The 25,777-nt window shown below is 35.2% G+C and carries 28 protein-coding genes and 2 pseudogenes; 5 read left to right on the top strand and 25 right to left on the bottom strand.

Annotation, left to right across the window (positions count from 1 at the left end; genetic code table 11):
- Nucleotides 1-7: 7 nt before the first annotated feature.
- Nucleotides 8-688 (bottom strand): acyltransferase, encoded by a 681-nt coding sequence (locus ACFQ18_RS04535; RefSeq protein WP_204797842.1) that lies wholly within the window; start codon nt 686-688, stop codon nt 8-10.
- A 12-nt stretch (nt 689-700) separates the two neighbouring features.
- Nucleotides 701-1,678 carry a glycosyltransferase gene (locus ACFQ18_RS04530; protein WP_257456787.1) on the bottom strand — a complete coding sequence of 326 codons (978 nt, stop codon included), beginning with the start codon at nt 1,676-1,678 and terminating at the stop codon, nt 701-703.
- Between the two features lie 71 nt (nt 1,679-1,749).
- On the opposite strand from ACFQ18_RS04530, the gene ACFQ18_RS04525 reads away from it, so the two are divergent.
- Nucleotides 1,750-2,700: a Gfo/Idh/MocA family protein gene (locus ACFQ18_RS04525; protein WP_047186271.1), complete on the top strand. Its 951-nt coding sequence runs from the start codon at nt 1,750-1,752 to the stop codon at nt 2,698-2,700.
- A 206-nt stretch (nt 2,701-2,906) separates the two neighbouring features.
- On the opposite strand, the gene ACFQ18_RS04520 is transcribed toward ACFQ18_RS04525, so the two are convergent.
- Nucleotides 2,907-3,263 carry a DUF1360 domain-containing protein gene (locus ACFQ18_RS04520; protein ID WP_047186272.1) on the bottom strand — a complete coding sequence of 119 codons (357 nt, stop codon included), beginning with the start codon at nt 3,261-3,263 and terminating at the stop codon, nt 2,907-2,909.
- Between the two features lie 279 nt (nt 3,264-3,542).
- Between ACFQ18_RS04520 and ACFQ18_RS04515 the strand changes: the two genes are divergently transcribed.
- The 3 genes and pseudogenes from ACFQ18_RS04515 to moaC all read left to right on the top strand — a co-directional run bounded on the left by ACFQ18_RS04515 (nt 3,543) and on the right by moaC (nt 4,562).
- Nucleotides 3,543-3,641 carry a YjcZ family sporulation protein gene (locus tag ACFQ18_RS04515; RefSeq protein WP_084824110.1) on the top strand — a complete coding sequence of 33 codons (99 nt, stop codon included), beginning with the start codon at nt 3,543-3,545 and terminating at the stop codon, nt 3,639-3,641.
- 93 nt (nt 3,642-3,734) lie between these two features.
- A pseudogene (locus tag ACFQ18_RS04510) lies at nt 3,735-3,818 on the top strand (YjcZ family sporulation protein); the annotation flags it as partial.
- Nucleotides 3,819-4,070: 252 nt separating this feature from the next.
- Nucleotides 4,071-4,562, top strand: coding sequence for a cyclic pyranopterin monophosphate synthase MoaC (moaC, locus tag ACFQ18_RS04505; RefSeq protein WP_047186273.1), 492 nt, complete (start codon nt 4,071-4,073; stop codon nt 4,560-4,562).
- A 149-nt stretch (nt 4,563-4,711) separates the two neighbouring features.
- Here moaC and modB read toward each other — a convergent pair whose 3' ends face one another.
- Genes modB through mobA form a run of 4 tightly spaced genes read right to left on the bottom strand, consistent with a single transcriptional unit; the run spans nt 4,712 to nt 7,352 of the window.
- Nucleotides 4,712-5,374, bottom strand: a complete 663-nt coding sequence (gene modB, locus ACFQ18_RS04500; RefSeq protein WP_047186274.1) for a molybdate ABC transporter permease subunit — start codon at nt 5,372-5,374, stop codon at nt 4,712-4,714.
- A gap of 36 nt (nt 5,375-5,410) precedes the next feature.
- Nucleotides 5,411-6,205: a molybdate ABC transporter substrate-binding protein gene (gene modA / locus ACFQ18_RS04495; RefSeq protein WP_047186275.1), complete on the bottom strand. Its 795-nt coding sequence runs from the start codon at nt 6,203-6,205 to the stop codon at nt 5,411-5,413.
- A 14-nt stretch (nt 6,206-6,219) separates the two neighbouring features.
- On the bottom strand, nt 6,220-6,735 hold the full coding sequence (locus ACFQ18_RS04490) for a MogA/MoaB family molybdenum cofactor biosynthesis protein (RefSeq protein WP_047186276.1): 516 nt from the start codon (nt 6,733-6,735) through the stop codon (nt 6,220-6,222).
- 23 nt (nt 6,736-6,758) lie between these two features.
- Complete coding sequence (gene mobA, locus ACFQ18_RS04485) at nt 6,759-7,352, bottom strand: molybdenum cofactor guanylyltransferase (protein WP_047186277.1); 594 nt, start codon at nt 7,350-7,352, stop codon at nt 6,759-6,761.
- 250 nt (nt 7,353-7,602) lie between these two features.
- Here mobA and ACFQ18_RS04480 point away from each other — a divergent pair, with 250 nt between their 5' ends.
- Nucleotides 7,603-8,229 carry a Crp/Fnr family transcriptional regulator gene (locus ACFQ18_RS04480; protein WP_370447408.1) on the top strand — a complete coding sequence of 209 codons (627 nt, stop codon included), beginning with the start codon at nt 7,603-7,605 and terminating at the stop codon, nt 8,227-8,229.
- Nucleotides 8,230-8,372: 143 nt separating this feature from the next.
- Here the strand turns inward: ACFQ18_RS04480 and mobB are convergent, their stop codons facing one another.
- The 18 genes and pseudogenes from mobB to ACFQ18_RS04390 form a co-directional block, all read right to left on the bottom strand.
- The gene (gene mobB / locus ACFQ18_RS04475; RefSeq protein WP_047186279.1) at nt 8,373-8,870 is read right to left on the bottom strand and encodes a molybdopterin-guanine dinucleotide biosynthesis protein B; all 498 of its coding nucleotides are present in this window, start codon (nt 8,868-8,870) and stop codon (nt 8,373-8,375) included.
- Nucleotides 8,871-9,104, bottom strand: a complete 234-nt coding sequence (moaD, locus tag ACFQ18_RS04470) for a molybdopterin converting factor subunit 1 (RefSeq protein WP_047186280.1) — start codon at nt 9,102-9,104, stop codon at nt 8,871-8,873.
- A gap of 2 nt (nt 9,105-9,106) precedes the next feature.
- Complete coding sequence (locus ACFQ18_RS04465; RefSeq protein WP_047186281.1) at nt 9,107-9,574, bottom strand: molybdenum cofactor biosynthesis protein MoaE; 468 nt, start codon at nt 9,572-9,574, stop codon at nt 9,107-9,109.
- Entirely contained in the window at nt 9,567-10,895 is a 1,329-nt protein-coding gene (locus ACFQ18_RS04460) for a molybdopterin molybdotransferase MoeA (RefSeq protein WP_244987034.1), read from the bottom strand. The genes ACFQ18_RS04465 and ACFQ18_RS04460 overlap by 8 nt, the downstream gene beginning before the upstream one ends.
- On the bottom strand, nt 10,892-11,899 hold the full coding sequence (locus ACFQ18_RS04455) for a MoeB/ThiF family adenylyltransferase (RefSeq protein ID WP_047186283.1): 1,008 nt from the start codon (nt 11,897-11,899) through the stop codon (nt 10,892-10,894). Before ACFQ18_RS04455 ends, ACFQ18_RS04460 begins: the two co-directional genes overlap by 4 nt.
- Before the next feature lie 15 nt (nt 11,900-11,914).
- A complete protein-coding gene (moaA, locus tag ACFQ18_RS04450; RefSeq protein WP_047186284.1) occupies nt 11,915-12,925 on the bottom strand; it encodes a GTP 3',8-cyclase MoaA in 1,011 nt (336 codons plus the stop codon).
- A gap of 143 nt (nt 12,926-13,068) precedes the next feature.
- On the bottom strand, nt 13,069-14,556 hold the full coding sequence (locus ACFQ18_RS04445; RefSeq protein ID WP_047186285.1) for a tetratricopeptide repeat protein: 1,488 nt from the start codon (nt 14,554-14,556) through the stop codon (nt 13,069-13,071).
- A 41-nt stretch (nt 14,557-14,597) separates the two neighbouring features.
- Nucleotides 14,598-15,074 carry a hypothetical protein gene (locus ACFQ18_RS04440; RefSeq protein ID WP_047186286.1) on the bottom strand — a complete coding sequence of 159 codons (477 nt, stop codon included), beginning with the start codon at nt 15,072-15,074 and terminating at the stop codon, nt 14,598-14,600.
- 290 nt (nt 15,075-15,364) lie between these two features.
- A complete protein-coding gene (gene narI / locus ACFQ18_RS04435; RefSeq protein WP_204797843.1) occupies nt 15,365-16,054 on the bottom strand; it encodes a respiratory nitrate reductase subunit gamma in 690 nt (229 codons plus the stop codon).
- 12 nt (nt 16,055-16,066) lie between these two features.
- The gene (gene narJ / locus ACFQ18_RS04430) at nt 16,067-16,576 is read right to left on the bottom strand and encodes a nitrate reductase molybdenum cofactor assembly chaperone (protein ID WP_052771784.1); all 510 of its coding nucleotides are present in this window, start codon (nt 16,574-16,576) and stop codon (nt 16,067-16,069) included.
- A gap of 63 nt (nt 16,577-16,639) precedes the next feature.
- On the bottom strand, nt 16,640-18,112 hold the full coding sequence (gene narH, locus ACFQ18_RS04425) for a nitrate reductase subunit beta (RefSeq protein WP_204797844.1): 1,473 nt from the start codon (nt 18,110-18,112) through the stop codon (nt 16,640-16,642).
- Nucleotides 18,102-21,785, bottom strand: a complete 3,684-nt coding sequence (locus ACFQ18_RS04420) for a nitrate reductase subunit alpha (RefSeq protein WP_204797845.1) — start codon at nt 21,783-21,785, stop codon at nt 18,102-18,104. Before ACFQ18_RS04420 ends, narH begins: the two co-directional genes overlap by 11 nt.
- A gap of 157 nt (nt 21,786-21,942) precedes the next feature.
- Nucleotides 21,943-22,200, bottom strand: a complete 258-nt coding sequence (locus ACFQ18_RS04415) for a hypothetical protein (RefSeq protein WP_047185117.1) — start codon at nt 22,198-22,200, stop codon at nt 21,943-21,945.
- Nucleotides 22,169-23,407: an IS91 family transposase gene (locus ACFQ18_RS04410; protein WP_052771705.1), complete on the bottom strand. Its 1,239-nt coding sequence runs from the start codon at nt 23,405-23,407 to the stop codon at nt 22,169-22,171. Before ACFQ18_RS04410 ends, ACFQ18_RS04415 begins: the two co-directional genes overlap by 32 nt.
- Nucleotides 23,408-23,547: 140 nt before the next feature.
- Nucleotides 23,548-24,381: a YihY/virulence factor BrkB family protein gene (locus tag ACFQ18_RS04405; RefSeq protein ID WP_204798839.1), complete on the bottom strand. Its 834-nt coding sequence runs from the start codon at nt 24,379-24,381 to the stop codon at nt 23,548-23,550.
- Between the two features lie 96 nt (nt 24,382-24,477).
- Nucleotides 24,478-24,756: a YtxH domain-containing protein gene (locus tag ACFQ18_RS04400; protein ID WP_047185708.1), complete on the bottom strand. Its 279-nt coding sequence runs from the start codon at nt 24,754-24,756 to the stop codon at nt 24,478-24,480.
- 15 nt (nt 24,757-24,771) lie between these two features.
- Nucleotides 24,772-25,245: a low molecular weight protein-tyrosine-phosphatase gene (locus ACFQ18_RS04395; protein WP_047185709.1), complete on the bottom strand. Its 474-nt coding sequence runs from the start codon at nt 25,243-25,245 to the stop codon at nt 24,772-24,774.
- A 113-nt stretch (nt 25,246-25,358) separates the two neighbouring features.
- A pseudogene (locus ACFQ18_RS04390) lies at nt 25,359-25,685 on the bottom strand (SOS response-associated peptidase family protein); the annotation flags it as partial.
- Nucleotides 25,686-25,777: the final 92 nt, after the last annotated feature.

Below are 25,777 nucleotides of genomic sequence, written 5' to 3'. Positions count from 1 at the left end.
CCCCCTTCTAGGAATTAATCTTTCGAGCAGGAACGCCAACAACAGTAATATTTTCTTCTAAGTCTTTAGTAACAACGGAACCAGCACCTACTATTGTATTTCTGCCTATTTTAATTCCTGGAAGTAGTGAAGCATTGTTCCCAATCTTTACTCCCTTTTCGATATATGCTCCTTTTAAAGAGTATGGTTTAGTCCCCATATACTTATCATTTGACATCGAGACACAAGGTCCGATGAAAACATCATCCTCCAGCGTTGTATCCCCAGTTACATATGCAAGTGTTTGAATGGTGCAATTTTTCCCTATTTTTGAATTCAATTCTACAATAGCTGCTCTTCCAACAACAGTTCCTTCCCCTATTAAGACATTCTCTCTAATGCTTGCATGATCACCAATAAATACATTTTTGTCAATATGTGTCCCTGAATAAACGGAAGCCAAATTTCCAATTCTAGTCCCTGATTGAATAATTAATGAAACATTTTCCTGTGAAATTTTTCTCATTCTTTTGTTGACCGCCGGTTTTATACCTAATACACAGCTGTTTCCAATAACAACATCATCAGCGATTTTAGTGCCTTGTAATATAGTGGTGTGATGACCGATTACGACATTTTCTCCAATTGTCACACCTTCTTCAATAACGACATGACTTCCTAACTTTACAGTTTCTGGAATGACGGACAAAGTAAATCCCCCTTATTTAAAAACAATGCTTTCCATTTTTTTAATTAATTGCCGAGCTCTTTTTTTAACGGAGTGGTTTTCGTAAATAAAATGATAGCCTTGTTCAGCAATTTGCTGTCGTTTAGTTTCATTCTCTAAATAGTATGCAGCCTTCTCTGCAAAGTTGTTTTCATCGATTGGAACAAAGTGTGTACCCGGAATAAAACCAAGATCCTCCAGTTCCTTGAATGTAGGTGCTAAAAGTAACGTATTACATGCTAAAACCTCAAAATATTTCCTAACAGGATAATAATATATTGATGGACATGTAAAAAAGATCTTGGCTCGATTTATCTCCTTAGCGTAATAGGAGCCAATAAAATGTTGGGTTTCTTCCTGTTCATTAAATGACTTATATCCCGGATGCTTATGGTAAACAAAATTAGAGTCTTCTTTATATGTGTTACGTATTTTTTTTCTTAATGGATAAATATCGTTTACCGCCCCCATCATTAATAGATGAATATTCTTTTGTTCGTGATAATCCCTATAAATTTTTGTATTCACAAAATGAGGAAACCATTCCATTTTATATTGAAATTCTGGGTAAATTTCGATGAATTTATCTCGAGCTATCGTAAATAGAAAAGGTATTTTATTTTTGGAAATAAAATTTCTCCGAAGATTTGTGAATCGATGAACGTCATTAATAAATAGTCCTACGGGAATGTCAATGTTTGCTAACCCCTTAATTCGGGGGGAGAATTTTTTGCCTATATCATTTAATACTAAAATAAAATCTGGTCGGATAGATAATTTTTTGAGAATAGAACTGATATGTCCATTTTTTCTCCAGAATGTGACATGTGCTAGTTTAACAAGCTCCTGTTCAAGATAATAAAAATTTTTATTCAAGAGTTGGGATGTATCTTCAGCAATAAATAATATATGAATCATACATTCACCTTCTAAATGATTAATAGTTAAAAAGCCAAACTTAAATCTTTTCATTACTAACGTCCATATCAATTATTGAATAAATCATAATATACATTAGGAGTTCAATTATGAGGAGGTTAAGCATGAAAGTCGGCGTAATTGGAATCGGTAAAATGGGTGAGAATCATGTTCAAACTTATTTATCCCTTCAAAACGATTGCGAACTCGTGGGCATATACGATACAGATGAAGAGAAAAGAAATGAGATCGCTAATAAGTATCAGGTTAAACCTTTTCATTCTTTAAATAACCTTCTCCGTGCAGTCGATGCTGTGAGTATTGCTGTACCTACAGAATTTCATTATAAAGTCGGCTTATCTTGTATTGAGCATAACGTACACATGTTGATGGAAAAACCAATTACTAGTACAGTCGATCAAGCAAGAGACTTGATTGATCGGGCAAAAAAAGCTGGCATTAAACTTCAAGTAGGACATATTGAACTATATAACCCATTAATACAATTTCTTAAAAATAAATTACAAAATGAAGAAATTATAGAGATTATGCATTTTAGAATGAGTCCATATGATGATAGATTAAAAGATATTGATGTGGTTAAGGATTTAATGATCCATGATTTATATATATTGGATGAACTCCTTACAGATAGCTATGGTGAGTTGTATACCGTTGGAAAGGTGATAAATGGCATTCCCGAACACGCTGTTACTATAGCTCAATCCTTATCAGGTGTAATAGTTCACTTAACAGCCAGTTTTAAATCTAGTAGAAAAATTAGAACAATTAAAGTTCTCACGAAAGACGCTCTCTTTGAGACTGATATTTTAAATAATGTAATGAAGATTTCTCGCTCTATTCAAGAGGATACCAGTAGCGCTTCTGTACCAATTATGGAAACTATTCAATTTGACCATTCCATACAACCATTAAACGTACAGTTGCTGGATTTCATTAACTGCATTAAAAATGATCAAAAACCTAATGTGCCCGGAGAAGAAGGAATGAAAATATTAATTTTGACTAATAAAATAAGTGAATCCATTATCCACTCAAATAAAAACAAGGATTAATAAATAGGTATTCCCTATTATGAAAGGAATACCTATTTTTTTATGGAATGATCAATGTTGAATGCTACATTTATATACTACCGTCTTTTTTTCCTTTTTCTCCCACAGCCACAACCTGACTTTTTCTTTCTTTTTGAATACGTTGCTCCTTTTAATTCCTTTTTTGATTGGTATTTCTCTTTCATTTCCATACCTCCCTGCTAATTTTAATAATCTGTGAGTCTATTTACTACAGATTCCAAAAAACCTGCCGCACCAGTAATTGCAAGAACGATAATGATAAATTCCATAACTGTTGGCCAAACATCATAAAACACTAATAGTAAAACTGCACACCATATTCCAGCGCACCAATAACAGCTAAGTAATTCCCCTATCCATTTCTTAATCCCATTACCTTTAACTTCTATATATGTTACAACCGTTCCATCCCCTTCTACTTCCTCCACTTCTTCTAAGAATGGCGATCTTAAAAATGTGGTTATTTTGTCAAAAACAATCAATCTAGTTAATCGAAATGTTGCCAATGCTAACAATAAGAATTCGAATCCGGATAAATTCATTTCATCAACCTCTTCATTAATGTTAGAAGGACTTATCGTATTATATGTGTTTTAGGAGCAATTGTTATAGGCTCACTAATCAGATAAATGGACGTTCAAAAATACAACATAGCTATTAAAGACATGTACGTATGGATTCAACAAAGATTTTGTCCATTTCAACTTAGGAATCTCATCCTTACACGTGCCCAATTTACCCCAATCTAGACGTATACCCATATCATACAAACGCCCGACACATATAGTAATATTGTAAATCACTTTGGAGGTGATGTTTAAATGAGTAATGTTGAAGGTGGCTATGGTGGAGGCTTTGCCTTACTTGTAGTATTGTTCATACTATTAATTATTGTGGGCTCAGCTTACGTTGCCTGCTAAAGTAAAATAAGGATGGTTTCTTAAATAAATAAAAGGAGGAATTCAATAATGGGCTTCGGATGTGGATGTTACGGATACGGTGGTTACGGCTATGGTGGTTATGGACGCGGAAACGGATTTGCGTTAATCGTTGTTTTATTTATCCTTCTAATAATCGTTGGTGCAGCTTGGCTGTAAATTCTATCATTTAATATTGTTTAAGAAGGGAAACCATCCAACTGGTTTCCTTTTCTAATGATGGAAAATAGGGAAAGTAACGACTATAAGGAATAGGTAACCTTTACGGGCAGTTCATCTCCCACCTACCTTCTTTGTTTCCTTAGAAGCTTGAGGTGGGTTAAACAAGAATTTTTCTATTATCTATTTGAATTTCAACATTTCTTAAGCTAAACTTAATATACGAATCTTAAATAGAGATAGGTGACAAAATTGACAGATTTCACACATTTTAATGAACATGGCCGGGCTAAAATGGTTGATATTTCGGATAAGAAAGAAACAGCACGAAAAGCCATTGCTAGATCTAGTATCCAAATGAAAAGAATCGTTTATGAAAATATCACAGAACAAAAAAATAAAAAAGGAGATGTTTTGTCTGTCGCTCAAGTTGCAGGTATAATGGCCGCAAAACAAACATCTACTTTAATACCGATGTGTCATCCCATTCCAATAAGTGGAGTGGATTTATCATTTGAATGGACTAACATCGAAAATGATACATACGAACTTATGATTAATGCCGAAGTAAAAACAGTAGGGAGTACAGGTGTTGAAATGGAAGCATTAACAGCAGCTTCTGTTACTGCATTAACTGTATACGACATGTGTAAAGCCGTTGACAAAGGGATGATTATTGGACAAACCTACCTTCTTGAAAAAAGTGGGGGGAAAAGCGGAAATTTTAAAAGAAAAAATAATTAAAGAGGTTGGGACAAAAATGTTTTATAAAAAAAGAAATCCGAACTTTACAGAAGTTATGGAGTAGATAAACCGCTCCGGAAATATACTTCGCTAATTCTGTGGGATTGTTCGTCATTTTAGTTAAACATTTCGTTATGTCCCAACCTCTTTTATAATTGATCTGATTTCATTCGATTAATGATCAAAAGCAATACAAATGAAAAACTTATACTAACAAGAACGTAGTACCAGGCGATGCTTGTAGCTCCAGTTTCTATTGCAAGATATATAGCTGTCGGGATAGTTTGCGTTTTTCCTGGTATATTTCCTGCAAACATTAATGTCGCACCAAACTCACCAAATCCCCTTGTAAAGCCAAGCACCAATCCAGTGACAATGGAGCGAGATGACAAAGGCAAAATAATCCTAATTAATACGGACCAATCATTTGCTCCATCCACCTTGGCTGCTCCAATAATAGTTTGATCTACTGACAAAAAACCTGTCTTAATAGATTGATAAATTAAAGGAAAAGCAACTACTAAAGCTGCAATAATAGCTGCTGTTGAAGTAAATAACACACTACCTCCAGTTACCGTCTCAATGGCTTGTCCTACCCAACTGTTTTTACCAAATATTACAATGAGAAAGAAACCAATAACTGTTGGTGGTAATACCAATGGCAAGAAGAATATCGTCTCTATAATTGCCTTGCCTTTCCTGTCTTTCTGTATCATCCAAAAAGCTGAAACGACAGCTAATAGAAATGCAATTATTGTTGCTACGCTTGCTACATAAAATGATAATTGAACGGGTTGCCATGACCATTGCATTTCTCTTTCACCTACTCTATTCGGTCCTTTTCATCCTCATTTTTGAACACTTATTGTAAATTGAAATCCATACTCTTCAAAAACTTTTTTAGCTGTTTCACTTGATATAAATTGATAATAGGTCTCTTTTGCTTTTAATTTAGCTTCATTTTCTTCGCCATTGTCAATAATTGCAGCATAATATTTGATTGGTGAGTGAATACTTTTGTCAAATTCCTGTAAAATATGAACGTTATCTGCCCGATTTACATCGCTTGAATATACAATACCTACATCTGCTGCACCTTCACGAACTAATGTGAGAACTTGGGATACATCCTTTGTTGTAACAAGACGATTCTGCTTTTCTAATGTGTCCCATGCTCCTAAGTTTGTTAAAGTTTCTTGTGCATATGTACCTGCTGGAACTGCTTCTGGCGTGCCAATCGCAATAGTCCCCTCACCTGCTAAGAATGAATCAAAAGATGATACTTCCGCTTCATTTTCCGAAATAAGTACAAGATTATTGGAAAGGATAGCTTCCCCTTCCATTACCCTTTGCTGTTCTACTAATTTTTCATAATCGATACTTGATGCCGATATAAATAAATCTATTGGTGCACCTTGTTCAATCTGCTTTCGTAGGGATCCGGAACCACCAAAATTGTATGAAATTTGAATTTCGGGATGCTCTTTTTCAAATGTATCTTGTAATTGCAGTAGAGCATCAGTTAAACTAGCAGCAGCCGAGATCGTTAATTCTATTTTCCCATCGCTGTCTTGCTCTTCAGATGAACATCCTGACAAGACAACCATTATTATAATCAAAATAAGTATGCTACATTTTTTCATGTTGCGGCTCCTTTTTAACGACCTATATCTTTATGAATCTCTTTAACGATATGCCCTAACTCAGGTAAGATGATTTGTTCCATTGCTAGTGTAACCGCACCGGTCGATCCTGGAATTGAAAATATAACACAATGATTCGCAACGCCACAAGTTGCTCTAGATAGAATACTCGCTGTGCCAATATCATGTTGAAAACTTAAATATCGGAATAATTCACCAAAGCCTGGCAGTTGTTTGTCAAATAATGGCTCAATCGATTCAATGGTTACATCACGATGAGAGATACCTGTCCCTCCATTTACAATAACTGCATCTATCTTTTCACTATAAATCGCTTTTTCCACAGCTAGTCGTATTTGATCACCTTCATCAGGTACTATTTGATAAAGATTGACTTGATGATCATATTTTTGTAAAAATTCCTTTATTTTTTTACCACTTTTATCCGTAGTTTTAATTCTTGTATCACTAACCGTAATGACAGCACATGAAATATGTTGTGATGCATGTTTCCGATGATCTGCCAGCATCTTGAACACTCCCTATCCTCATTTTATTCTTCAGTTTCAATCCATTTCTCATAGTCCGATCTTCTATTTATATTATAAAAAGCCTTTTCTTCCTCCATCGAAACATACTTTACTCTGCATTTTTTTAATAGCTCTTGAACAGATAATGTATTACTCTTGAGTTGAAGTTGAATAAGTCTTTTCACACGATAGTGATAGATGGAAAGGAGTGGTTGAATTTTACCCGAAACCACTGGGATTATGGCGTCAATATTTTTGTCCCTATGTAAAAGTAATGATTGGAATATATTTCCATTAATAAAGGGAACATCAATGGGAGAGATCACATACCAATCCCCTCGTATATATTCCATTCCACTAAAAATACCTGCTAAGGGGCCTAATCCCTCATACTCCTTCTTATCTGTTATTATAGCAAAATTCACTTCTTGCTCATAAAGAAATTTACCTATTAGGGTTGGGTTCGTAACCAATACGAAAGAATCCACAACACTACTCAAAGCATCAATAGAGTATTGATAAAAATATTTTCCATCCTTCCTCGCAAAAGCTTTTGGAGAACCAAATCTTCTTGATTGCCCTCCAGAAAGTACAATACCTATTATTTTATCTTTCATAATAAAACCCCATTCCATATAAAAGATTCACAAATTCGTAACCGAAAAGTTCCAAAATCATTTTTATTCAATGATAAAATAATGGTAGGAAATTGTTAGTTATGCAGACTAATGATTCCATACGTTCCATTTGCAATCAAAGGAGATGAAAGATTTGCAAACAAGTGTGTTATTAGATGCGAAAACGGAAGAAGATTTAATTTCTCCAGATCTCCGGGCACTATTAAATTCCATCAGTACCCAAAAGGTGATGGATGAGGAAACCTATCTTTTCCATGAGGGTACCGAAGCAGAAGAAATTTTTATCATTAAATCAGGACTCGTCCAAATCTCAAAGTTAACTGCCGATGGTAAAGAAATGATTTTACGAATTTGTAAACATAACGATATTATTGGTGAATTAACTTTATTCTGTAATGACCCCAAATATATACTAAGTGCAAAAGTTATGGAACGTGGTGAGGTTCATGTTATACAGAAAGAAATGTTAGAAAAGGCACTTATGACCAATAATGAGTTAACGTTTGAATATTTAAAATGGACCAGTAATCACATGAGAAAATATCAGTCCAAAATAAGGGATCTATTATTAAACGGGAAGAAAGGTGCCTTATATTCCACCCTTATCCGTCTTTCCAATAGTTACGGAGTTGTAAAGGACGAAGGAATATTAATTGATCTAGTTTTAACTAATCAAGAATTAGCTAAATTTTGTGCCGCAACTCGGGAAAGTGTCAATAGAATGCTTGTTGAATTAAGAAAATTAGATGTTATATCAATGGATAAAAGTGGTAAAATACTATTAAAAGATATCGATTATTTACGAGCAAAAATAGGCTGTGAAAATTGCCCAATCGAAATATGCAATATTAATTAAGAGATTAGAAAAACTCGCATTCACTAGTTCTTTAGCGAATGTGTTAGTTTTTCTTATACTTAGGCTTTTAACATTTTTACTTTGTCGGTTCACTTCCCGCTAACATTTTATATTTCCTAACGTATAAAATGTTATTTCTTTTTTTATTCTTTTAATCTCATTTCTTTCCATATCCATTGGTAAATCCTTTCCATCTCTGTAATATGAAATAAAGGAAAAGGACAGAAATTCTGTGTTAAAGGAATTCTACTGATGACAACCTTAATATTACTAACTTCTTCAACTAATCTAATGTCCTCTTCTTGACTTATTAGCACGATTTTTGGATATTTTTCCTTTTTAAATCCTTCGATTAATAATAAATCTACCTGCATGATTTTGTAAATTTCAATCATTTCACTTAGTTTCCAGTTTTTCTTGGATAATTGAAATAACCCATCTCCCTCTACACCTGCAATTAAAGATCCAGCACTCCGATGTTTTTCACTATCTGTACTACCTATTCCTTCTGGTACCCCACCATGGCCATGGTGTTTCAACGATGCTGTTCGAACTCCAATCGATGTAAAATACTCTATAAGTTTTGTTGTTAAGGTCGTTTTTCCACTATTTTTATAGCCGACGATTTGTAAAACAAACATTTAACCACCACTAACTGGGGGAATAAATGCAACTGTATCTCCAGATTTAACAATATCATTTTCCATTGCATATTCTTCATTTATTGCCGTCATTACTTGGTCTAATTGTAATAGACCATATTCATTTTTTATTTTCTTTTTTAACTCCTTAACTGAGATGGATTCTTCCTCCAATTCCAGTTGATCCTTCCCTACCTTTTCTTGTAAATCAGCAAATAATAAAATATGAATCATCTTTACACATCCTTTATATTTGGACTTCCGCTTGGGTAGGCAGCGGTTTCCAATTGATCTCCTATCCATGTTTCGCCATCTTCCCAATGTTCCTTCTTCCATATCGGTACTATTTGTTTAATGCGTTCAATGGCATATTCATTTGCTTCGTATGCTGCTTTTCGATGTGGAGAAGACACAGCAATGACGACTGCAAGATCAGAAATATCTAGATGCCCAATACGATGAGTAATAGCAACCTTTGTGTTGGGCCACTTTTCTTCTATTTCATCACCGATTTTAGTAAGCATTTTTACTGCCATTGGTTTATACGCCTGATATTTCAAATAGACGGTACGCTTTCCCTTCGTCCATTCACGTACAGTACCCATAAAAGTAGTAATAGCCCCTGCTTCTCTTCTTTTCACTTTTTCAATAATCGCTTCTACATCAATAGGCTCTTCAACGATTTCAAATAATGAATCAGTCATATTTTCTCTGACTCCTTCTCGTATTTACATCCATTGTTGTAAATTTTTCCATTGTAGTACCTTCTTGGTCTTCTAATAATATAACAGAAACCTCCATTCCAGCCTCATATCCACGTGTCCCCCCTGGTAGGACAATAAGAATATTAGCTTCAGCTAAAGAGGAAACAACGTTTGACTTGTCTAAACCGACCGGTGTTGCAACTAAACGACCACTTTCATAAGTTAAATGACCTCGAACAAAACGATCAAATGGATTGGGCTTAGGAAAATCAGACCCAAGAATGGCAACTTCTTTTTTCAAAAATGCATTTGTATGATGTAAGAAAGTTCGAATGATAGGTCGAGTATAAAGTTCAAAACCAACATAGCAAGCAGAAGGATTTCCAGAAAGACCATATAATAGCTTTCCTTCTATTTCAGCAACCGTTGTTACACTCCCTGGTCTCATCCCAATTTTATTAAATAAAACATTGGCATGTAGCTTGTTATATATTTCCGGTAAATAATCATAATCACCAACAGATACTCCACCTGTTGTTATTAAAATATCCACTTGACTCAGAGCATTTGCGACTTGGTTAAAGCATGTTTCAAACTCATCACTAAACTGACCAAAATAGATAGGCTCTCCACCCGCACGAATAATTTGTGATTGAACCATGAAAGCATTACTATTTCTAATTTTTCCTGGTTGTAACGGCTCATCAACACCTAATAATTCACTTCCAGTAGCTATGATTCCAATTTTAGGTTTCTTACTTACTGGAACCTTTTTATAACCGAATGTCGCAAGTAACGCAACAATACCAGGATTAATAAAGGTACCCTTCCTAACAAGAGATGTTCCTTTTTTCGTATCTTCTCCGGTAAAAGAAATATTGTCACCGGACTTCACATTTCTTTTCAATTGGATAAAAGACTTATTATCATTCTCAAACTCTTTCACCACTTCAAACATAACAACTGCATCACAACCATCGGGAATTTGTGCACCTGTCATGATCCGAACCACTTGACCTTCCGTTACTGTATCTTCAAAAACACTTCCTGCACCAATTTCTCCAACTACTTCTAACTCGATGGGATTGGCACTGGAAGCCGCTATTGTGTCTATAGAGCGTATAGCAAATCCATCGTATGGGGAACGATCAAATGGAGGTACATGATGATCGGCGATTAAATCTTCTCCTAAAAAACGGCCATAACTGTCTTCTATCGGAACATATTCTACCTTTCCACTTGTTGCAAAGTTCATCACTCGGGAAATAGCTTCATTCACTTTTATTGGTTTTCTTCTTTCTACCACGTTATTCACCTTCATCCTGCTAACTGATAATAGATACTTTTCGCTTTTTCAATAGAATTGGTCCCATGTATTAACGTTCTACCATCTTGAAAGAAAACAAGTCGATAAGACTCATATTCAATAGAAATTAAAAAGTCATTTACTTTTACTGGCGCAATTCTTTCCAAACGTTCTTTTAATAGATTTAAATTTTGCTTTTGGGATGTCCTAATTTGAACTGTATTTCTTCCACAAAGCACTTCTGATTTGGTTGTAGATTGATAATCTAAAGCTGGATAATTTGGATTTTCTCCACAAGCTGGGCAAGTCTGTTTTTTCGCCCTATCTACCTTCATCATATGGTAGTGATTATTCCATAAATCAAAAGTAACTAGTGAGGTACGTAGAGATTTTTGATTTTCGATTAAAATTTTTAGGGCTTCTGTTGTTTGATGAGCAACTACCATCTGAACTGCAGGTGAAATAATGCCGACTGAATCACATGTAGCTCCGGAAACGGGAATTGCATCTAGTAAACATCTTAGACATGGTGTTTGATTAGGTAAAATCGTATAACTCATTCCCGTACTTCCTACACATGAACCAAAAATCCAGGGAATAGAATACTTTTGTAACATATCATTAAGTAAAAACCGGGTATCAAAATTATCGGTTGCATCCATAACCAAATCGATACCTGTTAATAAAGGTTCCAGAGACGTTACCGAGGCATCCATGACATGTGCTTCTATGTCAATCTCTGAATTAATCTCTTGTAATCTTTTCTTTGCTGCAATAGCTTTTGGTATTTGGTTGTAGACATCTTGTTCTGTATATAGTTGCTGTCTTTGTAAATTACTTATTTCCACATAATCCCGATCAATCAGTGTTAATTTACCTACACCAGCACGAGCTAAGTTATCTGCGTTTGCGGAACCAAGAGCGCCACAACCAAGAATAAGCACATGTTTTTCGGATATTTTTTGTTGTCCTACTTTTCCAATTGGCTTAAATAACATTTGCCGTGAATATCTTTCCATCTACTTGTTCCCTTTCTATCCGCCAATATAAGACATTTCAATTTTGCTTCTACTTTTTGCTGATTCTTCTGTCCGTTCATCGGAATATCGGTCCGTACGATTATTCCATATACGTATCACTTCATCTTTAATCTCCAGATCCGATTTATCCGAACGTAAAAGCTCTCGAAAATCAAACCCATTTTCAGCAAATAAGCAAGTATACATTTTTCCATCCGCTGCAATTCTTGCTCTTGTACAAGTAGAACAAAATGATTCCGAAACAGAAGTGATAAAACCTACTTCTGTATTCGTTCCTACATAACGATAACGTTTAGCAACTTCACCAAGATAATCCGGATCAACTGGTTCCAAGTCAAATTGTTCGTTTAACTGTTCGTAAATTTGTTTTTTCGTAATAACTTTACTAAAATCCCAGGAATTTGTTTGTCCGACATCCATAAATTCAATGTATCTTAATATGATTCCTTGTTCTTTAAAATAAGCCGCCATAGGAACAACCTGGTGATCATTCATTCCTTTTTTAACGACCATATTCACTTTCACTTCAAGTCCAACTTCTTTTGCTTTCTGGATCCCTTTAAGAACACGTTCCGGTCCTACACCACTATCATTAATAGATTTGAATAATTCGTCATCTAATGCATCCAAACTTACATTGACACGCTTAAGTCCAGCTTCTTTTAATTTTTCAGCTAAATGACCTAATAAAGAACCATTTGTTGTTAATCCGATGTCTTCCAACTGATCGATTTTGGTTAATTTACTAATTAATGTTGGCAAATCCCTTCTCATAAGGGGCTCTCCACCGGTTAATCTAATTTTTCTAACACCTAGATCTACAAAAATTTTAGCTAACCGCTCTATTTCTTCAAAGCTTAATAATTGTTCTCTAGGCATAAATACAAAATCCCTGCCAAAAATCTCTTTCGGCATACAATAGGTGCATCTAAAATTACAACGATCAATAACAGAGATACGAAGATCCTTTAACGGGCGACCGAATTTATCTGTAATAACTGACACTTTGGATCTCTCCTTTTAGGGGTGGTTCCTTTTATCTATCATAAGAATAGTATATATTATTGTATCTGGCTTATCTGTTAAAAATGTCACTTAGTCTATTAATACATCATTATGATTAATATAGAACTTATTTCATGAATATGTCATTTTTTCTTATTTACTAATTTCACAAATTTATCTTCATACATTTTTCTTTTTGATGGCTGATTATTTCTGTTATAAAATTCGATGATTCCTGCTAAAGATTCTTCTAACAGTTCTTGATTACGAGTCTTTTCTATCATATTAAATCCTTTTACGTAACATATCTCCGCCTTATTCAAATCTTGATTAGGTAGATTTTCATAACAGTATGCTAATCGAATATATGTTAGCCCTTTTTCGTCTCTACAGTTCGGAATCTTTTCATAGATTGCTAGTGCATCTTGGTAATGCGTAAAAGCAAGTTCTACATTTTCTTGCTCTAAATGATTAAATGCAATTGCCTGTAACGTATTTCCATAGGCTATAGAATTTTTACGCCCTTCTTGTTCCAAACTTTGTAAAAACTCATCAAATACTTTCTGTGCTTCACCATAATCTTTTTTATCAGAGTATATTTTTCCTAATGCGTATAGAAATTGCATGCGAATTTTGGGAAACGCGTTAGATAATGGTAATCCTCTTTCCAGGTATTCCTTTGCCTGATCTAATTTAAACGTCCGGATAGAAATAGTACCGATTTTTGAATAAATATAAACAATCATGAAATGACTTTCTTCATATATTTTTAATAATTCGTTCAGTGCTTGTTTGTAATAATTAATTGCTCTGGGGAAATTCCCCATATTTTCATCAATTTCTGCTAACATTAAAACCGCTTTTGACATGTCTAAAGGATTTTCTTCAGGTAACTTGGCCATTAACTTAATTGCATCTGTAATTATTTTTCTTGCTTCTTTTAGATCAATATAAAAGTGAATCTCACCTATTTTTAATAATTCCCTAGCCTCTAAACGTTTATTATTATTCATTTGATAAGCTTCCATCAATTGTTTGTGTAGCTTTAAGGCACTTTGATAATCTTCTATTTTGATATATATGTCAGATAATTCATAAATAGTTGATAACAGTACGGGATGAGTTTCAGTTAATGACTCTCTAAAGTAATTCACTGCTTTTTCATACTGTTTCATTCCGTTCTCTATATTTTCTTCCATTAAAGAAACTCTAGCTAAACTGCTGAAAATCGTTCCATACGTATACGGATCTCGATATTCATGGTTATCTAATACCGCTAATAATTTAGCAAGTTCCATTCGTGCATTAGATTCTTGACCATACTCCATCTCTAAATAAGCATAATCCAAGTATGTATCAATGATCATTTCTAAATGGTTATTTTCTATTTTTTTTGACAAACGAAGCGACCTGCGACAATAGTCCCCTGCTTTATCATAATTTTTAACTTTACAATAAAATTTACCTAACGTGCTTAAAGCATAGAATTGCTCTTCGACTGTTAAATTTTGCTGCTCGAGATGGATTTCCAATTCTTTTATTTTTTCTTTTACCTTTTCTGTATCGCCATCAATAATCGTTTCTCTAATGTCTTCATAATAATCGAGGGGAGAATCTATTTTCATGATCATACTTTATCACTTCCTGTCTATATATTCTTAATCCGGGGATATTAAAATAACACGTGCAGTGTTATGAGGAAAAACAAAGAGATTCCCAATCGTAAATGAATTCTACGTAATTTTCCGGTTGGTTTCATTAGTCTCCACCAACCAGTCATGACCATAAAAATCAAATTAATCAACGCCAATAATCCAAAAATCATTTTAATATTGGTAAATGAAAAGCCGTACCAATATCCAATAAAGAAAACATGAATCATAATAATGACAAGCGCAATCGTCCCTGTATAGCGGTGAAAAGGCATCACTTTTTTAGACAAATTAGCCAGCTTAATTTTCGTTTTCCGATCATCTACATTTCGAATCGTGGAAAATACTGCATTTCTCGTCCAGTTAAATAAGAAAAATAAAAAACCAATCAATCCGAAAATAATTGGTAACGTTAATTTAGGAAATGAAAAATACGTAACCACTCGAACGATTACAATGACCAATAATGCTGTATTCCAATAAAACCATTTACTCATGAGAATCTTCCTTTAATGAATTACAATAATAGTATTTCGAGGTTGGGAAAAAATGTTTTATCAAAAGGAAAATCCGAACTTTACAGAAGTTATGGAGTAGATAAACCGCTCCGGAAATATACTTCGCTTTCCGCGGGCGGCTGGTGAGCCTCCTCGCGCTAACGCACTGCGGGGTCTCACCCAGGCCTTTTTTCCCGCAGGAGTCTACGTATATTTCCTCCGCTAATTCTGTGGGATTGTTCGATTTTTGAGTTAAACATTTCGTTATGTCCCAACCTCTTTTTAGTTTATCAATAACTTTCTTTATTCGTTGGGATTCTTCGTTTATAGATAACATAGCTTCTGCTTAAATAACGAATTGGGAAGCTAAATGCATGCACCAATCTAGTGAATGGCCAAGCAGCGTATAATGCAAATGTGCAGTAGATGTGTATTTTAAACCAAATAGGTACAGTTGCCATTAGTTCGGGCTGTACATTAAAAATAAATAAACCTCTCAACCAAGGTGCAATCGTTGTTCTGTAGTCAAACCCATTAGGATCAACATTAAAAGTAGTCGCAATAAGTCCAGTTGCAATGGCTAATAGAATAAAAAACAATGATACCCAGTCACTCGGCGAAGTAGTCGCTTTTATCCGTTTCACACTCATTCGACGATAGGTTAAAAGGAAAATTCCTACAAAAGCAGCAATTCCAGCTGGTACTCCAAAGCTTATGGCTACCATATGATACATATGCTCCGTAATTCCTAAAGCATTATATAATCCTACAGGTATAATCAATCCTAATACATGACCACCGAATACGAATATTATTCCCCAATGAAATAATAGTGAACCAATTCTTAGACTTTTTTTCTCTAAAAATTCACTTGATTTCGTTGTCCATCCGAATTGGTCTTTTTGATAACGATAAATATGTCCACCAATAAAAATGGTTAATATAATATATGGAAATATTCCCCATAATAGCAAATCCATCTTTATCCCCTCCTAATATTGAGCTGAAAACGTAAGCTCGAGCGCATCAAATAAAAGAGAGTAGAAACTATCTTGTTCCTTTAATTTGCCGTGGATTTCAGCTATTGCTTTATCATGCATTTGAAGCAATTCATTACTTATTTCCACAGGAACATGAGCACAAAATTCTAACATGAGTGGTAAATAATCTGGCAATTCTTTATCTGTTACGTCAAAACCATGTGCCTCGTAATATTTTTTTAGTTTTAATAGCTCTAATCCTCGTTCTCTTTGCTCGCCTAATTTTAAATAGGTCACATAAAGGTTCGTTAGTTTTCCAAAATCAAAATGCTCTATATAATGGGTCACCCAATCATCTAATGATCTACCTTCAATTTCTTGAATGAAACTCAATACCTTTTCCTTAAAACAGTCTTCTTCGGTCTCTTCTATTTCTTTCTTAAGTTCAGGTAACATATTTTTTAGTTCTTCACTTGGATAGGATAAAAGAAAGGAAATCATTTGATAGTTAAATGAGTTCATCATCAAACCTCCTCTTATAGATAGGATGATAGAATTTGGGTTTTCTATCATCCCTTCAAATAATTAATGCAATACACCACAACTTCCTGGTCCCCCAGCAAAGTCTAAGCCACATGCGCCTTGTTCTACGTATAGATCCGCTACTTCTTCTTTATGACTCTTGGGAATAACAAATCGATCATCATATTTTGCAATAGCTAATAAACGATACATTTCTTTGATTGCTTTTTCCGTTAAACCAAGCTCTGAAATGATGTCTTTATCAAAATCTTTACCAGTCTGTTCTGCTCTCATAAAGCTGCGCATCACTGCCATTTTCTTAAGTACCGTACGAATATGGCCTGTGTCTCCTGCAGTCAACAGGTTAGCAAGGTATTCAATCGGAATACGCATTTCATCAATTGCTGGGAAAATATCAGCAGTATCAGCTGTACTTCCCTGTCCTTCAATCATGTTCATAATAGGACTTAATGGTGGAATATACCAAACCATTGGCATCGTTCTATATTCTGGATGTAATGGCAAAGCAATCTTCCAATCAATAATCATTTTATAAAGTGGAGATTGTTGTGCAGCTTCAATCCAGTCCATTGGAATTCCATCTTTCTTCGCTTGCTTAATAACTTCTGGATCGTTTGGATCTAGGAAAATGTTTAATTGAGCATTGTACAGTTCTTTTTCATCTTCAACGGACGCCGCTTCCAATACACGATCTACATCATAAAGCATGATACCGATATAACGGATACGACCCACACAAGTTTCTGCACAAATCGTTGGTTGACCATTTTCAATTCTTGGGAAACACATGGTACATTTTTCTGCTTTATTTGTTTTCCAGTTAAAATACACTTTTTTATATGGACAAGAAGTTGTACAATGTCTCCAAGCACGGCAGGCATTTTGGTCAACAAGTACAATACCATCTTCATCTCGTTTGTACATGGCACCAGATGGACAAGATGACACACATGGTGCATTAATGCAATGTTCGCAAATACGTGGAAGATACATCATAAATACTTCTTCAAATTCTGTTTTAATAGATTCTTCCATTTGAATAACGTTAGGATCACGCAAACCAGTAATATGTCCTCCAGCTAAGTCATCTTCCCAGTTTGGTCCCCATTCAAGATCCATGAATTCACCAGTGATAGCTGATTTTGCACGGGCAACAGGTTGGTGGTTTCTTTCCTTACTGTTTGTTAGAGTTTCATAATCATAGTTCCATGGTTCATAGTAATCATCCATTTCTGGTTGATTCGGATTGTAAAACAAATTCATTAATCGATTCGTTTTAGAGCCTGATTTCAACCGTAATTCACCATTATGAAGCTCCCAGCCACCTTTATATTTTTCTTGGTCTTCCCATTGTTTTGGGTAACCAACGCCTGGTTTCGTTTCTACGTTATTAAAATACATGTATTCTGCACCCGGACGATTGGTCCATGTATTTTTACATGTCACACTACATGTATGACAACCAATACATTTATCCAAATTCATTACCATTCCGACTTGCGCTTTAATCCTCAAGCCAATCTACCTCCTTCATTTTACGGATTACTACATTTAGGTCTCGTTGGTTTCCTGTTGGTCCATAATAGTTAAATCCGTAACTTAATTGTGCATAACCACCAATCATATGAGTTGGTTTAACATGAATACGAGTTGGACTATTATGTGTACCACCACGGTTTTTCGTTAGGTTTGTTCCTGGTGTATGAATATGACGATCCTGTGCGTGGTGCATAAATGCCATCGTTCTAGGGATGCGGTGAGAAACAACCGCTCTTGCTACGACAACACCGTTTCTATTGAAACATTCAATCCAATCATTATCTTCCACATCAATTTCAGCCGCATCATCTTTATTTAGCCAAATGGTTGGCCCACCACGGAATAGTGTTAACATTGGCTGTGCATCAAAGTACATACTATGGATGGACCATTTGTTATGTGGAGTTAGGTAATTTAATGTTATTTCCTTTCCTTCCACATCAGGGCGTTTGGCACTAAATGGTTTCTGATTCAAAATTGGTTTAAATGTTGCAAACGACTCACCAAATTCTTTCATCATTTCGTGATCGACAAAGTAAGACTGACGACCTGTTATGGTTCGAAATGGAATCATTCTTTCAATATTGGTTGTAAAAGGAGAGTATCTTCTTCCACCTTTTTCCGATCCACTGAATGCTGGTGATGTAATAACCGTTTTAGGTTGGGCGGTTATCGTTTCAAACGTAAATAATTCTTCTTCTCTCTCTTCAGCCAAATCTCTCAATTGTAGGTTTGTTTTTTCTTCTAAAGCTTCCCACGCTTTGACAGCAACTTTTCCATTTGTTGTTGATGAGAGCATTAAAACAGCATCACATGCGTCTTTTGCATTCGTAATATCAGGACAACCATCGGCAATCGAACCATTATCTATCGTGCCAAATGTGCGTTTTGCTTGTTCATATTCTTTTTCCATGGACCAATTAATTCCTTTACCGCCATACGCCCCTTTTGCAATATTAGGACCAAGAGATATCATTTTGTTATAAATATTTTTATAATCTCGTTCCACTACATGGATTTGTGGCATGGTTTTACCTGGAATTGGTTCGCATTCGCCTTTAGACCAATCTTTGATTTCTCCAAAGGGCTGAGCCATTTCTGCTTTCGTATCATGATTTAATGGTGTAGCAACAATTTCTTTTATCGTATCCATATCGATTTCTTCCGCTAAATCAGAAACACCTTTAGCTAATGCTTTGAAAATATCCCAGTCCGATTTTGCTTCCCAAGGAGATGAGATGGCTGCGTTAAATGGGTGCACAAATGGATGCATGTCTGTACTGGATAAATCATGTTTTTCATACCAAGTAGATGCCGGCAAAATAATATCTGAATACAAAGCCGTCCCTGCCATCCGGAAATCAAGATTAATAAGAAGATCTACTTTTCCTTCAGGGGCTTCCTGCCGCCATGTAATTTCCTCTGGGCGGATACTGTCTTCATCATCATTTAGTACACCATGTTGGGCTCCAAGTAAGTGTTTCAAGAAATATTCATGCCCTTTTCCGGAACTTGAAATTAAGTTTGCTCTCCAAACAAATAAGTTTCTCGGGAAGTTCACCGGATTATCTGGATCTTCAATCGCGAATTGTAATTCCTTTTCTTTTAATTGTTTTGCAACATAATTTCCGATTTGTTCCGTTGTTTCACATCCAGAATCTATGGCTTCATTGTATAAATCAATTCCGTTTTTATTAAATGTAGGATAAGAAGGTAACCATCCTAACCGTGCAGCTAAAACATTGTAATCTGCTGGATGTTCATACCTAGCCTTTTCAACCGTTGCACTTGTAAGTTCACTAATCGGTGTTTCTTCATAACGCCATTGATCTGTTGCAAAGTAGAAGAAAGAAGTTCCATTTTGAAATTTCGCCGGTCCGGTCCAATCTTTTGCAGATTGAATGGTAGACCATCCTTCTACGGGACGTAATTTTTCCTGCCCTACATAGTGGGCCCAGCCACCACCATTCACACCTTGTGCTCCAACCATAAGTATTAGGTTAACAATGGCACGGTAAATCGTATCGGAATGGTACCAGTGGTTAATTCCGGCTCCCATAATAATCATGGAACGACCCTTAGTATCTATTGCATTCTGAGCAAATTCGCGAGCAATCTTAATGACTAAGTTTCGATCAACTCCAGTAATTTGTTCTTGCCATGCTGGTGAAAATGGTGCGACCTCATCATAAGACGCGGCAACCTCTCCACCAATGCCCCGATCAATTCCATAATTCGCTAGCATTAAGTCGTAAACAGTTGCAATGTATTCGGTTTTTCCTTGGATTTCTATTTTTTTAACCGGAACTGCACGAGATAAAACCTTTCTCGTTTCCGCATCAAAGTATGGCATATTCACGAGAACAACTTCATCTTCCATTCCAAGAAAACTTAAAACAGGTTTAATTTTTTCATTTGTATTTTCATCAATTAGTTTTAAATTCCATTTTCCTTTCTCATCCCAACGAGAGCCCATCGTACCATGTGGAATGGAAAATCCTTCAGTAAGACTGTTGTACATCGCTGGTTTCCATTCATTATTTTCAGATTCAATTCCTAAATCTTTTGCATGTAAAAATCGATCTGCAGTAAAAGCTCCATTTTCTTTTTTTAATCGAACGGAAAATGGGAAATCTGTATATGTCAGAGCGTAATCTTCAAAGTAAGGAGTCATGTTTTTATGATAGAATTCATTTAAAATAACATGCCCCATCGCCATTGCCACTGCACCATCTGTCCCTTGTTTAACAGATAACCAGTCATCAGCAAATTTTGTTGATTCTGCATAGTCTGGACTAACTGAGACAACTTTTGTTCCTTTATACCTTGCCTCAACTAAAAAGTGAGCATCCGGTGTACGTGTTAGTGGAACATTAGAACCCCATGTCATAATATAACTAGAATTAAACCAATCTGAGCTTTCAGGAACATCCGTTTGATCTCCCCAAGTTTGCGGAGATGCTGGCGGTAAATCAGCATACCAATCATAAAAACTTAACATTTGCCCACCTAGTAGATGCATAAACCGGCTACCAGATGCGTAACTAAGCATAGACATCGCTGGAATTGGTGAAAAACCAACATTTCGGTCCGGACCATATTTCACAACAGTATATAAAGAAGATGCTGCTATAAGTTTCGTTACTTCTTCCCAATCTGCACGAACTAATCCGCCTTTTCCTCTTGCTTGCTTATAGGATTTAGCTTTTTCCTTATCTTCTACAATACTCTTCCAAGCTTCTAGTGGATTGTCATGTACTTCTAAAGCTTCTCTCCATAAGTCGAGTAATCTTTTTCTAACATACGGATATTTCACACGTAATGGACTATAGATATACCAAGAAAAACTGGCCCCTCTAGGGCAACCGCGGGGTTCAAATTCTGGCATGTCAGGTCCTGTCGTCGGATAATCCAATGCTTGACCTTCCCATGTAACAATTCCGTCTTTCACATAAATATTCCAGCTACATGAACCAGTACAGTTCACACCATGTGTAGAACGGATGACTTTATCATGTTGCCACCTTCTGCGATAAACGTTCTCCCAATCTCGATTACCTTCTTGTAATTGACTATGTTTATTAGAATACGTTTCTTTTGGTTTTAAATAATTTAGTCGTTGCCAAAGTGGAGACGGCTTCTTCCCCATTGTGATCCCTCCAGTAAAATACTCATTCTTTCTATGTACATTAAAGCATTTCATTTTATCCTGCGTTGTGAAAAACATCACACCTTTATGCACTGTCAAATTTTGGTCAAATTTGGAACAAAAGCGCTAACGCGCCTTATCACGTCCCAAGTGAGAATTAATCACTTGGGATATTTCTCGCTTCTAACATGGTGCCATTACAGTAGGGGCAATGTAATTCTACTTCTTCTCCCTCTTTTTTATCCACACTAAATTCACCGATAATATATTCAGGAACTTCATCGGTTTTATTACAATCAATACATTTAAAAATCACCATCTTTATTTCTTCATTCAAACCAAAGGGATCGTCTTCATTTAACCACCCTAAGTTTTCTGCCGAATTATCCCGTCCTTTTTTGTTGGACAATACCATATTTTTTACATCTCTCCTTTTCTACTTCCTCCATGTAGTAATAAATCCATCCGTAATCACTATGCCATATTCCTACAAGGTCCATTTGTCTTCCACAATGTGGACATTGAAATGGGTCGTTTTCAAATGACTCCATCATTCGTTGACGGTATGTTTTCTTTTTTCTTTTCGTCTCCAGTAATAATGAAATTTGTTTTGTCCTCATGAACGCATATAAACTTAATATTTGTTGTGCTTTTCGATGGGATCTTCTACTATACAATCCATATCTACCAACCATACGAAAATGCTTAGGAGGGACGTGTTGTAGTATTTCAAATATAAACCTGTAAACGGGGATCTTTTTATCTACTCTTTTACCAGTACGATGATCTTCATACCAATAATGGACCGTATCTCCGTCATATTCTACGATACGGTATTCCGCAATTGCTGGTCGTGCTAAATATCGCCCAATGTACCGTGCTACTCCTTTGGCGTTTGTTATTTTCTTTTCTGCATTTACATAAAATCCCTTAGGGTATCTTTGGTATAAATCATTCACCAATTCATTCACTTTTTGATTCCCAGGAAACCATTTTTTCACTAAATCTAACACTACTTTTTGCCATGATTTCCTTAAGTACTCATATGGAATATATCCACTTGATACCCACTCTTTCTTATTATCTAATGCCCCTTCTGTTACCAATGCATGTATATGGGGGTTGAATTTTAAATCACGTCCAAAAGTATGTATTACTGTAATAATACCCGAGCGTAATCCTCTTTTTTTACTTCTGTGATAATTATGATATTGAAAAACTTCCGCCACCTGTTTACTTAATTCATTAAGCTTTTTACGATCTTCAAAGAACACATTCCTTAATTCTTGAGGAATAGTAAATACCATATGACGATGAGGTACATTAAAAATCATTTCCTGTTGTTTATCCGACCAATCATCCGTATATTTTTTCCCACAACGATGACAGAGTCTACTTTTACAAGTGAAACATACAAATTTAGGTAAGGAATTACCTTCACAACCTAAGCATTCATAACGTGCAAAGCCCATATCACGGGTACCACACTTGATGGTCTTCTCAACAGTTTCTTTTATATCATTACGATAAGATTCGGGAAACCTTCTATCGTGCAAATCCCAAAATCCTGCAAAATGATCTTTTAGTATTTCTTTTATAACACCTGTACCTTTTTTCATCATCTTTGTTCTCTCCATCAGTAATAGTTAAATTTTAACATAAACTTATCCACAACCAAGAAATTTTATAGTTTCCTAAACAATAAAAAAAGACATCCGTTTATTATAACGAATGCCTTCTGAAATTTATGATTCTGTAATGATTAAAAAAATGTTCCTCTTTCTTTCTTAAACTTACTAATGACCGAGTTAATAATTCCGCCTATAATAATAATCGCGCCAAGTAGATAAAACCAAATCATTAAAATAATAATTGCACCTAGACTTCCGTATTTAACGGAATAATTTGCAAACGTACTTACATAAAAAGAAAAACCATAGGATACAACTTGCCATGCAATCGTACCAATAATCGTTCCCCAAATTGCTTCTCCAAAAGAAATATGTTTATTCGGGGCTAATTTATATAAGAAAAGTAATACGATAAAAAATATAACGGTAGATAACACCCATCTTAATGTGTGCCACAATTGTAAAAAGCTATCCGATAATCCAACAAATGCAAAAATGTATTCACCAATAATTTGACCAAATACAGGGAGTAGTAAGGAAACAACGATAACTAATACCATTGCAATTGTTAAAACAATTGCAATTAGCCTTGTTACAAAGAAAGAACGGTCTTCATCGATATCATAGGCACGGTTAAAAGCTTTCATAATAGCATTAATAGCGTTGGAAGCAGCCCATAAGGTCCCGATAATCCCAATTGAAAGCAATCCCCCATTTGCTTGGCTCAATAATTGATCTAAATTCGATTCAATTAACGTCATAATCTCGTCTGGAGCATAAACGTCCATGATTTCCATAACCGATTCCACATTAATTGGAAGATATCCGATTAAGTTAAGTAAAAACAGTAAAAACGGGAAAAGCGAAAGTAAGAAGAAATAAGCTAGTTGTGCGGCCAATCCAAAAACATCCACATCATCCATTCGTTTAAACAACTGTCTACTCATAATGATTAAATTATCCAATTTCCTCTCTCCTATTGTCAAACGGAACTTTTCTTTATTCAGAAAAAAATCGGCTTTTCGCCGATTCCCTTCCCTTTACATTATGTAAATTACCCACTATTTATTATTCGTAAACTTATTTATTGTTTCTTCAACTTGCTCTAAAGCGTTAATTGCATTATCCGCCCCACTAGTTAATGTTTCATTCCAACGATCAACTGTTGTACGGAATGTTTGAACTGCTTCAGATGGATTCTTAATATAATGAGAAGAACAAGATTTTACTGAATTCAAATGTGTTTTTGCATATTCTCTCGTATCCTTATCAAGTAATGCAACAATTGCTCCAACTGTTGCACCTGCAACCACTCCTGTAATCAATCTAGCTTTACCCATAAGTAATCTCTCCTTTTACAATGAATGTTCCATTTTAATATAGTTTAATAATTGGGTGCAACCCTCTAACACTAACTCATAAGCGTAATCAAAATTCCCAGTAAAGTAAGGATCCGGCACATTTTTTTCTTTAGGATTCTCTATAAAGTCCATTAATTTTCCAGTGGTTGCCTTATGGTTATTAGCATTTCCTAAATCCTTTAAACCTTTCATATTTTGATCATCCATTGCAATAATATAATCAAAATCCTCAAAGTCATGTACATTTACTTTTCTCGCAACCATGCCTTCGTACGAGATATTCTTACTATCTAATATATCTCTCGTACCTTTGTGTGGTGCTTTACCAATGTGCCACTCACCTAGACCCCCAGAATCCACTTCAATTTTATCGGCCAAGTTTTCTTTACAAACCATGTCTCTAAAAATAGCCTCTGCCATTGGCGATCTACATATATTCCCTAAACAAACAAATAAAACACGTATCATTTAATCACCTATTTTACAACTATTGTTATTATAATCAACTATTCCTATCATAAGCAATATTAATCCATTTTTCCAGAAGTTCTCCTTAAAAAACTTGGCATTTGTTTTTAAACTTATGTAATTGGTTGAATACACATTTCATCATTATTTATTGCAGCATTCACATAAGAACCTACATTATAAGCTGTCAATTCTTCCATCTCTATTGAATGTATAAATTCATGCGCTTGTTCGGGATGAAATTTAATAGGTGAAATCCATTCATTTTCCTTCTCTTTTGGTAAAATAACTGGCATCCGATGATGAATATTTCGCATAAATGTATTAGCCTCTTTTGTAAGGATTGTACATGTAAATAAGACCTTATCGTCCTGCACCCACTTATCCCAAAGACCGGCAAATGTGAAAATGTTCCTGTCTTTTACTTGAATTCGCTTTGGTTGCTTTTCACCATCCTATGTGTAAAATAGTTCTCGGGGATTTGAAACAAAATTCTAGAAAAAAAAGAAAAGGCGCTCTATCATAAATGTAT

The sequence above is a fragment of the Oceanobacillus caeni genome (assembly GCF_042678465.1).
In the GTDB taxonomy this organism is placed as follows: domain Bacteria; phylum Bacillota; class Bacilli; order Bacillales; family Amphibacillaceae; genus Oceanobacillus; species Oceanobacillus caeni.
The sequence above is the reverse complement of the archived record's forward strand: the minus strand, read 5'-3'. Positions and strand labels throughout refer to the sequence as shown.

Bases quoted from the DNA above. Each gene is read 5' to 3' on its own strand.
- narI (WP_204797843.1), bottom strand. From the start codon at position 16,054: ATGGATTTGCTATTATGGGGAATATTTCCATATATTATATTAACCATT.
- ACFQ18_RS04460 (WP_244987034.1), bottom strand. From the start codon at position 10,895: ATGAAGGTGAATAACGTGGTAGAAAGAAGAAAACCAATAAAAGTGAAT.
- ACFQ18_RS04515 (WP_084824110.1), top strand. From the start codon at position 3,543: ATGAGTAATGTTGAAGGTGGCTATGGTGGAGGCTTTGCCTTACTTGTA.
- ACFQ18_RS04465 (WP_047186281.1), bottom strand. From the start codon at position 9,574: ATGACTGATTCATTATTTGAAATCGTTGAAGAGCCTATTGATGTAGAA.
- ACFQ18_RS04395 (WP_047185709.1), bottom strand. From the start codon at position 25,245: ATGATACGTGTTTTATTTGTTTGTTTAGGGAATATATGTAGATCGCCA.
- ACFQ18_RS04410 (WP_052771705.1), bottom strand. From the start codon at position 23,407: ATGATGAAAAAAGGTACAGGTGTTATAAAAGAAATACTAAAAGATCAT.
- mobA (WP_047186277.1), bottom strand. From the start codon at position 7,352: ATGAAAGATAAAATAATAGGTATTGTACTTTCTGGAGGGCAATCAAGA.
- ACFQ18_RS04415 (WP_047185117.1), bottom strand. From the start codon at position 22,200: ATGGTATTGTCCAACAAAAAAGGACGGGATAATTCGGCAGAAAACTTA.
- ACFQ18_RS04445 (WP_047186285.1), bottom strand. From the start codon at position 14,556: ATGATCATGAAAATAGATTCTCCCCTCGATTATTATGAAGACATTAGA.
- moaD (WP_047186280.1), bottom strand. From the start codon at position 9,104: ATGATTCATATTTTATTATTTGCTGATTTACAAGAAAAGGTAGGGAAG.
- ACFQ18_RS04420 (WP_204797845.1), bottom strand. From the start codon at position 21,785: ATGGGGAAGAAGCCGTCTCCACTTTGGCAACGACTAAATTATTTAAAA.
- ACFQ18_RS04490 (WP_047186276.1), bottom strand. From the start codon at position 6,735: ATGCTGGCAGATCATCGGAAACATGCATCACAACATATTTCATGTGCT.
- mobB (WP_047186279.1), bottom strand. From the start codon at position 8,870: ATGTTTGTTTTACAAATCGTCGGCTATAAAAATAGTGGAAAAACGACC.
- ACFQ18_RS04480 (WP_370447408.1), top strand. From the start codon at position 7,603: ATGGATGAGGAAACCTATCTTTTCCATGAGGGTACCGAAGCAGAAGAA.
- ACFQ18_RS04455 (WP_047186283.1), bottom strand. From the start codon at position 11,899: ATGGAAAGATATTCACGGCAAATGTTATTTAAGCCAATTGGAAAAGTA.
- ACFQ18_RS04525 (WP_047186271.1), top strand. From the start codon at position 1,750: ATGAAAGTCGGCGTAATTGGAATCGGTAAAATGGGTGAGAATCATGTT.
- modA (WP_047186275.1), bottom strand. From the start codon at position 6,205: ATGAAAAAATGTAGCATACTTATTTTGATTATAATAATGGTTGTCTTG.
- narJ (WP_052771784.1), bottom strand. From the start codon at position 16,576: ATGAACTCATTTAACTATCAAATGATTTCCTTTCTTTTATCCTATCCA.
- ACFQ18_RS04530 (WP_257456787.1), bottom strand. From the start codon at position 1,678: ATGAAAAGATTTAAGTTTGGCTTTTTAACTATTAATCATTTAGAAGGT.
- ACFQ18_RS04440 (WP_047186286.1), bottom strand. From the start codon at position 15,074: ATGAGTAAATGGTTTTATTGGAATACAGCATTATTGGTCATTGTAATC.
- ACFQ18_RS04520 (WP_047186272.1), bottom strand. From the start codon at position 3,263: ATGAATTTATCCGGATTCGAATTCTTATTGTTAGCATTGGCAACATTT.
- ACFQ18_RS04400 (WP_047185708.1), bottom strand. From the start codon at position 24,756: ATGGGTAAAGCTAGATTGATTACAGGAGTGGTTGCAGGTGCAACAGTT.
- modB (WP_047186274.1), bottom strand. From the start codon at position 5,374: ATGCAATGGTCATGGCAACCCGTTCAATTATCATTTTATGTAGCAAGC.